Origin of the sequence: Brachyspira catarrhinii (assembly GCF_005518285.1) — a bacterium.
Classification (GTDB): Bacteria; Spirochaetota; Brachyspiria; order Brachyspirales; family Brachyspiraceae; genus Brachyspira; species Brachyspira catarrhinii.
Map to the genome: position 1 here is coordinate 1 of NZ_SJDU01000950.1, position 227 is coordinate 227.

A 227-nucleotide genomic window follows, 5' to 3' on the forward strand; every position below is an offset into this window, starting at 1 on the left:
TATTTTGCAGGCTTCCTTGCTTGTATTTATGATATTATTCGTTGTCATTACGAGGGCAACGCCCGAAGTAATCTACTTTATTTGGATTGCTTCGCTCACGCTCGCAATGACAGATATAATAAACAAAGTCGCAATGACAAAAATTTTCAATTCGATAAGTTTCAGAGATTATTCTCTGTTATTTATAAAAAATTAATTAATTACAAAGGAGATTTCAAAATGAGAAA

The 227-nt window shown here is 31.3% G+C and carries 1 protein-coding gene; it reads left to right on the forward strand.

All coding sequences use genetic code 11. The features are described from left to right. Positions 1–196, forward strand: a 196-nt coding sequence (locus EZH24_RS14690) for a hypothetical protein (RefSeq protein WP_236847306.1), incomplete at its 5' end; no start/stop codon positions are given. Between the last annotated feature and the right edge of the window lie 31 nt (positions 197–227).